This is a genomic window from Synechococcus sp. R55.2 (genome assembly GCF_047462075.1).
GTDB lineage: Bacteria > Cyanobacteriota > Cyanobacteriia > Thermostichales > Thermostichaceae > Thermostichus.
Window position 1 is genome coordinate 1 of sequence record NZ_JANSIH010000116.1, and the last position, 7,990, is coordinate 7,990.

The following is a 7,990-nucleotide window of genomic DNA, read 5'->3' on the forward strand; positions in this document are numbered from 1 at the left end:
CCCGACTTTTACCAAGGCATTTAGCCCCACCTCGGTAGCTGCCGGCCCTACTGCCAAAACAACTCTGACCTACACGATCACCAACACAGCCGCTCTGCCGCTGACGGGTCTAGCCTTTTCCGATCCCCTGCCTGCCGGCTTGGTCGTTGCCACCCCCAACAACCTCAGCAACGGCTGTGGCGGGACGCTGGCAGCTGCACCAGGAGCAACTTCCATCTTGCTGGTCAACGGCTCATTGGCAGCCAACGCTAGCTGCACCATCAGCCTGGATCTTCAGGTTACAGCCACGACAGCGGGATCCCTGACCAGCCCCGCGGTAACCCTGAGCAGCAACCAAGCGCCTAATGCCACCGCTGCTGCTATCAACTTAACGGTAACGGTGCCAGCTCCCACCTTTACCATGGCCTTTTCTCCCAGCCTGCTTGGCCCAATCGGCGCACCTCCCGCTAGCGGGACTGGAACTTTGACGTTTACCATCACCAACAACGCAGCCATTCCATTGACGGGCTTGGCCTTTAGCCACACCTTGCCGCCAGCGCCGGTTGGTGGTTTGCAATTTGCCGGTGCGGCGACTCCTACATCGTGCGGCTCCCCCAATATCACAACCTCGGGGACTCCGCCCACCACCATTGGATTCACCGGAGGACAAGTAGCCCCAGGACAAACTTGCACAGTGACCATCTCTGTCCAAGTCTCATTCGTAGCTGCGGACCCACCCGGCACCTACAACTACCCCAACTCCCCGGTGACGTTGAACAGCACTGAGGCTGCCCCTGTTACAGTGGGGCCGGTAACCTGGACGGTTCAGGCTATTAATCCTTGACGGTTCAGGTTAATTAGTCCTTCAAAAGCAGCTCGGCAATTTGAACGGCGTTGAGGGCCGCACCTTTGCGGATTTGATCCCCGCACAGCCACAGCTCCAGGGCCTTGGGCTCAGAGATGTCTTGGCGGATGCGGCCCACCGCCACTTCATCCCTGCCGGCCACGTCGATGGGCATGGGAAAGCGGTTCTGCTGCCAATCTTCAATGAGCACCACCCCAGGGGCCTGGGCCAGGATTTGCCGGGCTTTTTCCACAGGGAAGGGCTGTTCAAACTCCAGGTTGAGGGCCTCGGCGTGGGTACGTAGCACCGGCACCCGCACACAGGTAGCTGTCAGCCGCAGGTTGGGGGATCCCATAATCTTGCGGGATTCGTTCACCATCTTCATCTCTTCCTGGCAGTAGCCGTTCTCTTGCAGGGGGCTGTTGTGGAGGAAGAGGTTGAAGGCAATGGGGTAAGGGAACACCTGGGGCTGCAACGGCTGCCCCTGGAGGTAGGCGCGGGTTTGCTCTTGCAGCTCCACCATGGCGCGGGCCCCGGCCCCACTGGCCGATTGATAGGTGGCGGCCACCACGCGGCGCAGGGGGATGTGGCGATGCAGGGGGTAGATGGCCACGCACATTAGGATGGTGGTGCAGTTGGGATTGGCAATGATCCCTTGGTGACGGAAGGCTTCCTGGGGGTTGACCTCCGGCACCACTAGCGGAACATTGGGATCCAGGCGAAAGGCGCTGGAGTTGTCAATCAGCACCGCCCCCGCCTCGACGATGGTTCTGGCCCAGGTTTTGGAGACACCGGCTCCGGCAGAGGCCAGCACCAGATCCAGGCCCCGGAAGGCCGCTTCTGAAACTGGTTCCACCGGGATCCGTTCCCCCTTGAAGGTCAAATAAGTGCCTGCAGAGCGGGGAGAGGCCAAAAGCTTGAGGTCGGCTACAGGAAAGTGGCGCTCTTCCAATAGCGTCAGCAGCTCCGTCCCTACTGCTCCTGTGGCCCCCAAAATGGCTACTCGTTGTTGCCGTGCCATGCTTTCTTGTCCTTAGGTTTTCCTAATTCTAGGGTTCCAGAGGTGGCTGTAATCGAGGCCAAAGCAGCCTGCACCTCTGCCAGCTCGACTTGATCGGTCAGCTCGGCCTGGCCGATGCGGCGGGGCAGAACGAAGCGAATCCGCCCCTGTTTGACTTTCTTGTCGGCCTGCATTGCCTGCAGCACTGCCTCCCAAGGGATCCCGGCCGGCCACCGGCTGGGCAGTCCTGCTTTTTCAATGAGGCGTTGTTGCCGTTCGGCTTCAGCAGCGCTCCACCACCCCAGGCGGCGGGCGATCTCCCCGGCAGCTACCATGCCGATGGCGACAGCTTCTCCGTGCAGATAGCGGCGGTAGCCGGTGGCAGCTTCTAGGGCATGGCCGAGGGTGTGGCCGTAGTTGAGGATGGCCCGCAGGCCCGCTTCTTTCTCGTCCTGCTGCACCACCCAGGCTTTGCACTCGGCACAGCGGCGCAGCAGGTAGTGCAAGTCTGCGGGAGTAAAGTCGGTATGGCGGCTCAGTTGGGGTCGATCTTCCAAAAACTCAAATAGGTCGGCAGCCTGAATCACGCCGTATTTGATCACCTCTGCCAAAGCCGAAGTAAACTCCCGTGGGGGCAGAGTTTTCAGCACCGTCGGGTCAATCCACACCAGGCGCGGCTGATAAAACGCCCCAATGAGGTTTTTCCCGCCAGGATGGTTGACGCCGGTCTTGCCACCAATGGCCGCATCCACCATGGCCAAAAGTGAGGTGGGCACCTGCACAAAAGGGATCCCGCGCAGCCAAGTGGCGGCGGCAAACCCCACTATGTCGCCAATGACCCCCCCTCCTAGAGCCACCAAGGTGGAGGAGCGCTCCAGGCCAAAGGCTAGGGCGGCGTCGTAGATCTTGGCCACCGAGCGCAGGGTTTTGTAGCGTTCGCCGGCAGGCAATAGGCAGAGGTGGGCGGCAAACCCCGCTTGTTGCAGCCCCTGCAGCAACTTCTCGGCAAAGTGTTTGGCAATGCCGGGATGGCTCACCACCAGAGCCCTGCCGGAAAGCCCTCTAGCTCGCATTTGGGATCCCAGCTGGATGAGGCTGTGGCCAGGGGGGCCTTCGGCAGACTGGAGGAGAATATCGTAGGAGCTGTGGGGAAGCTTGACAGGGATCAGATAGGGATCCATGCGTGTCGGTCCTGGGGGGCGGGATCCAGTGTGGCATGTTCTGCTCCCGTCTGCCTGCTGCAGGCATTGTCCTTGGGGTCTGAAAGCCCAGGGGATCCTGCTAGGGGTTGGGGTCAACTGGCTGCGGCTCCGACTGGGGAGTGAGGGTTTCCAAATCCGGCAGAGCTGTTCCCGCCGGCGAGGCCGAGTCTTCCTGGGCCAAGTCCTGCAGGGCGGCTTGGGCCGGCTGAAATTGCGGATCCAGCTCCAGACAGCGCTGCAAGCTGGCTTGGGCGGCTGCTCGCTGGCCGGCCCGCAGTTGAATCAGCCCCAGGGTATGCCAAAAGGCGGGCCGCTGCGGATCCAGGTGCGTGGCCTGTTGGGCGTCTGCCAGAGCAGGTTCCAGCTTCCCCAGTTTCAAGGCTTCCCAGGCGCGGTTGTTGAGGGCCACAGCATCTTCTGGGGTGAGCTGCAAAACCCGCGAGTAGGCTTGCACAGCTTGTTCGGGATCCTTTAGCTCGCCGTAGAGCAAGCCCAGGGCAAACCAGCCCCAGGGATCCCGTTCGTTGAGGCGGAGCATCTGCTGGCAGGCGGCACGGGCTTCTTCCAGCCGGCCCAGACGCCGCAGGCTGGTGATCTGGCCAAACCAGCAGGCAGAACTGCCGGGACGCTGCTGCACCAAGCGCTGGAAATGCTGCAGGCTGGCCTCATATTGCCCCAACTCCTGCTGGGCCATTGCCAGGGCATAGCGGGCCGGAAAGTGCTCCGGCTTGATCTTGAGGGCTTCCTCGAAGTGGATGCAGGCTTCTTTCAGGTAGCCCAATTTCTGGAAGGCCACACCGCGGGCGTACCAGCTTTTGTAGTTGTCGGCATCGTAGCGCAGAGCGCGTTCTAGGGCCTTGCTGGCCAGCCGATACTGCCCCAAGCGCAGCAGGGCCACCCCCAAGTTGTGCAGGGTTATGGGATCCCGGCGACGCAGCCGCAGCGAGCGCTTGTAACACTCGACAGCCGAGCGCAGCCGGTGGCAGTGGAAGAGGGCATTGCCTTGGTAGCGCCAAACCCGCGCACTTCTGGGGTTGAGCTTCAAAACCCGCGCAAAACTAGCCGCTGCCGAGCTGGGCCGCCGCAGCCGTCGCAACACGATCCCACGGGCCAGCCAGGTGCGGGGCTGCTTGGGGTTGTGGCGCAGCGCCTTGTTCAGGCTGTTCAGGGCCAGCTTCGACCGCTTCAGTTGCAGCAGGCGGATGCCGCGGTTATGCCAGGCCAGAGCATCTTCCGGGTTGCTCTCCAGCACCTTGTCGTAGTTAACCACCGCCGACTTGTATTGCCCCAGGCGCCCCAGAATCAGGGCCAGGCGCAGCCGGGTTTCTTCGTCGTAGGGGTTGATGCTCAGGGATCCGTTGTAGCTGTCCACCGCCTCGCGGTAGCGGGCCAACTGCACCAGCACATCCCCACGGCGGCTCCAAGCCAGGGCGAAGTTGGGATCCATGTTCAGAGCCCGGTCGTAGGCGGCCAGGGCTTCCGTCAGGTTGCCGCGGCGACGCCAGTCTTCCCCCCGCTCGAATTGGATGTCGGCACTGTTCCACTGAAACAGCCGCTGAATGAACTGCAAAATGGCGATCTGACGCGCTCCTTCTTCTGGCGTGGCGGAGGGGGTTTCGCCTGTGGCAATGCGCAGGATGGCCATCTGGATGGCCCGCAAAAAGGCCTGAAATCCCCGCACCTCTTCATCTTCCAGGGACTCTTTCCCCTCACGGCGGCGGTATTGCAGCCGGAACCGCTGCAGATCCCCGGGGGCAGGGAAGCTGGGATCCAAAAAGTGCATTAGCTCCAAGGCGCGGTACTCAAACAGCACCGGATCCTCTTCTGAGCCGGTAAAATCCAGCAGGGGCGCCTCTTCCAGGGGGCGGGGTAGCTCAGTGGGGGTGTGCAGCAGCGTCAGCAGACGCTGGTTTTGTCGTGCCGGGGCATGGGGAAACCCGCTGTACAGCTCATCCCTTGGCCAGGGATCGGCAACAAACTCTGGAGAGGCCACCACTCCCACCCAGCGGCATTGTTCGATGGCCAGTTGCAGCTCCAGCTTGCGGTTATCCCCCGGCTGCAGCATCCAGCGGTCAAACCAGACTTTGAAACCCTCGCGATCCAGCCGCTCCGCCAGTTGACGCGCCCACCGGGCTTGCTCTCGGTGGTAGCGCAAGAAAAGGTCGAACTTGTAATGCTCTGAAGACATGAACGCCCGCTCGCTGATCTTCTCCAGCTTATCTTTGCGTTATCGCTGCGCGACGCTTTCACAAACGCAAACGCACTAGCGGTGCGGGGCACTGCCCTCCACCGAGTCTGGGGCAAGGAGCAAACCTTATCCCTACGCGACGCTTCTGCGAATGGCGATGATGAGCGGACAACGATAGGCGATAGTTGGTGCAGGGCTTGAAAGGAGGGAGCACATGCTGGGCGGAGTTTTGGCGATTGCGGCCGCGATTGGCTTGGTGGTCTTGCTGTTGGAAGCGATTCGATATCGCCGCTGGGGATCCGTTCGCCGCTGGCAACCGGCGGTGGGGCTGGGCTTGGTGGCGTTGGCGGCGCTGGGGTGCTGGCTGGGTCAGTTGCCGGAGCCGATCCCCCTGGCCCTGTTGTTGGGGGGCCTGGTGGGGGTGGGGTTGCTGGGGTTGAGTGGCTGCGGTCGGGCTGGACAGGGGCTGGTGGTGCTGTTGCTCAGTTTGGCGGCCTGGCAAAGTCTGGCTGTCGGCTCCCCCGGTCGCATCGGCATTGCGGAGCAACATGGAATGCTGTTTCTGTGGGGCTGCGGCCGGGGGATGGGCTTGGTGGGGATCCCTTTGCTGGGGGTCTTGGCCGCAGCGGAAGCCCTGTCGTTGCTGATGGCGCTGGGCCAGGGGTGGAGCGGCATTGCCGCCATAACCTGGGGATCTCGCCTGCTGGAGATGGGATCCCAGCCGGATCTCCCTTGGCAGGTGCTGTTGCCGGTGGGGCTGGCCGCCCTCAGCTTGGTGGCAGGCACTGTGCCGCTCTTGACCGCCTCAGAAGACTCCCCCGGGCTGCTGTCGGCAGTGGGGCATGGGGTGGGGTGGCTGGTGGCGTTGGCGCTGGCCTTGGCCTTGACCCGCAACGGCCTATACCAGGATCCCTTTTGGGCCTTGCTCTACGGGGCAGGGGTGCTGCTCTCGTGGGCCTTGCTTGCCTTGGAAAACCAGACGGGACAGGGGATCCCTGCGCCAGGGGAACCTGCTCATGTCAGCGGGCCGGAGGCTTTAGCCGGTCGCGTCAGCGTTGCCGAGCAACAAGGATGGCTGCTCTGGCAGGCCTGCGTGGGCCTAACGCTGGTGGGCGGAGGAGCGCTGCTGGCGCTGCGATTGGGGGGATCCTACGGGGCGGCGCTCTTGGGGCTGGGGTGTCTGGCTTTTCCCAGCCGCTGGGGGGCGATGGCAGCCCTCTTCTTGTCGGCCCGCCCTCTGCTGCAAAACCTGTTGCACCAGTTCAACCTGCAGGTTGCCGGGATCGACCTCACCCAACCCTATGTGTCGGCGGCGCTGTACCTGGGAATGGCGGCCATGGCGCTGGCGGCGCTCCTGCACTGGCTGTATGGGCCAGACAAACCCCTGCAGACGGGGATCGCTCTGACGCTGGCCAGCCTGGCTCTGCCGGTGGGGGTGGGCTACTTCATTCACGCTCAGCCGCAAGCGGCCTTCCTGTTGGGAGCCTTGACCACCGCCTTGATCCTGGCGGCGCTGCAGCCCATCCTCCTGCAGCAGGAGGGAAGAGGGGCGGAATCTCCAGGGATCCATTCGCGGCAGCGGGACGGAGTCCTTGGTTTGGGCCTGACTGTGCTTGCCATTCTGGGATCCAACCTCAGCCGCGATTGGACGGTAACCGGCTTCCATGCCACCCGCCTGGAACGGGCGCTGGTGCTGGCCGGGGTGGTCGGGATCCTGGCGTTGATTCTCCTGCTCTGGCAAGGCTGGAGCCTGTGGCAATCCAGGAGAATGCGCGCCCCTGCCCGCTGTTCGCGTTAGCGGTGCGGAGCACTCTGGTTGTGCGGAGATGAAACCCGTTCCCTTGGGCACCCTCGGCACCTGGCAGGGGATCCTCGGCCCGGAACAAACCGCTGCAGCCCTGGGCAACCCCGGTGTGAAGGTGATCGGATCCCCAGCTCTGTTGACGTTGATCGAGCGGTGCGGCCACAACACCTTGCAGCCCTTCTACGAGCCGGAGGAAGCGGCGGTCGGGATCCGCTTTGCCTTGGAGCATCGGTCGGCAGCGGTGGCGGGGGATCCCTTGCAGGTTCGGGTCGAAGTCGTGGCCGTGGAGGGGAGACGCATTCAGTTTCAGGTGGAGATCACCCAGCAGGAGCGGCTGGTGATGCAGGGATCCTACACCTGCCTGGTGGTCGATTTGCCCCGTTTTCTGGCCCGCTATGGATTGACCGCGGAGGATCCCAGTCGGTGCTCAAGCTGTTCGCGTTAGCGGGACGGAGTCCTTTGGGATTGCTGCTGGCCGTCTTTGTGGGAACTCTCTTGTTCTGGCCTCAACAGCTCATTCTGCGCTACCGCAAACCCTGGCAGGGCCCCCTTGCCTGGATCTGGAAATGGCACGGCTGGGGAGGCTGGGCCGTGCGGGGCAGCCGCCGTGGCTGGGAATGGCGTTGGGGATCCCTGCGCCTTCGCGGGCGTTGGCCGGTACAGCGGGGAGAACCTCGCTCCCTCGGAGATTGGCCGCGTTATTGGCCCTACCTGTGGAAGCTGGGCAAGCAACTTCGCATTCAATCCTGGCAAGGCGGCGTAGAAATTGGCTTTGCCGATCCAGCTTTGACGGGGCAATGCTTGGGGCTGATCGCCGCTCTACCTCTTCCGTTGGCTCAACACCTGCGCTTGACCTTCACCCGCATCGGCTGGTGCGGACAGGGATCCCTGGTGGTTCGGTTTCGCGGCTGGCAGGTGCTGGGGCCGGCCTTAAAACTGGGATGGCTCGCCCTTTCGCGCCGGTGGGACAGAG

7 protein-coding genes are annotated in these 7,990 nt (G+C 63.0%); 4 read left to right on the top strand and 3 right to left on the bottom strand.

Annotated features, from left to right (window positions below; all coding sequences use genetic code 11):
* Positions 1-823 (top strand): hypothetical protein (locus NW838_RS04450; protein WP_414427568.1); only part of this gene is annotated, 823 nt, incomplete at its 5' end.
* 13 nt (positions 824-836) lie between these two features.
* On the opposite strand, the gene NW838_RS04455 is transcribed toward NW838_RS04450, so the two are convergent.
* The 3 genes from NW838_RS04455 to NW838_RS04465 form a co-directional block, all read right to left on the bottom strand.
* Positions 837-1,844 carry an aspartate-semialdehyde dehydrogenase gene (locus NW838_RS04455; protein ID WP_414427569.1) on the bottom strand — a complete coding sequence of 336 codons (1,008 nt, stop codon included), beginning with the start codon at positions 1,842-1,844 and terminating at the stop codon, positions 837-839.
* Complete coding sequence (gene aroB / locus NW838_RS04460; protein ID WP_414355781.1) at positions 1,823-3,004, bottom strand: 3-dehydroquinate synthase; 1,182 nt, start codon at positions 3,002-3,004, stop codon at positions 1,823-1,825. Before aroB ends, NW838_RS04455 begins: the two co-directional genes overlap by 22 nt.
* A gap of 100 nt (positions 3,005-3,104) precedes the next feature.
* Positions 3,105-5,213, bottom strand: a complete 2,109-nt coding sequence (locus NW838_RS04465) for a tetratricopeptide repeat protein (protein WP_414427570.1) — start codon at positions 5,211-5,213, stop codon at positions 3,105-3,107.
* Positions 5,214-5,427: 214 nt separating this feature from the next.
* Between NW838_RS04465 and NW838_RS04470 the strand changes: the two genes are divergently transcribed.
* The 3 genes from NW838_RS04470 to NW838_RS04480 all read left to right on the top strand — a co-directional run.
* Positions 5,428-7,011: a hypothetical protein gene (locus tag NW838_RS04470; RefSeq protein WP_414427571.1), complete on the top strand. Its 1,584-nt coding sequence runs from the start codon at positions 5,428-5,430 to the stop codon at positions 7,009-7,011.
* A gap of 28 nt (positions 7,012-7,039) precedes the next feature.
* The gene (locus tag NW838_RS04475) at positions 7,040-7,462 is read left to right on the top strand and encodes a thioesterase family protein (RefSeq protein ID WP_414355784.1); all 423 of its coding nucleotides are present in this window, start codon (positions 7,040-7,042) and stop codon (positions 7,460-7,462) included.
* Positions 7,441-7,990 (top strand): hypothetical protein (locus NW838_RS04480; protein WP_414427572.1); only part of this gene is annotated, 550 nt, incomplete at its 3' end. The genes NW838_RS04475 and NW838_RS04480, both read left to right, overlap by 22 nt.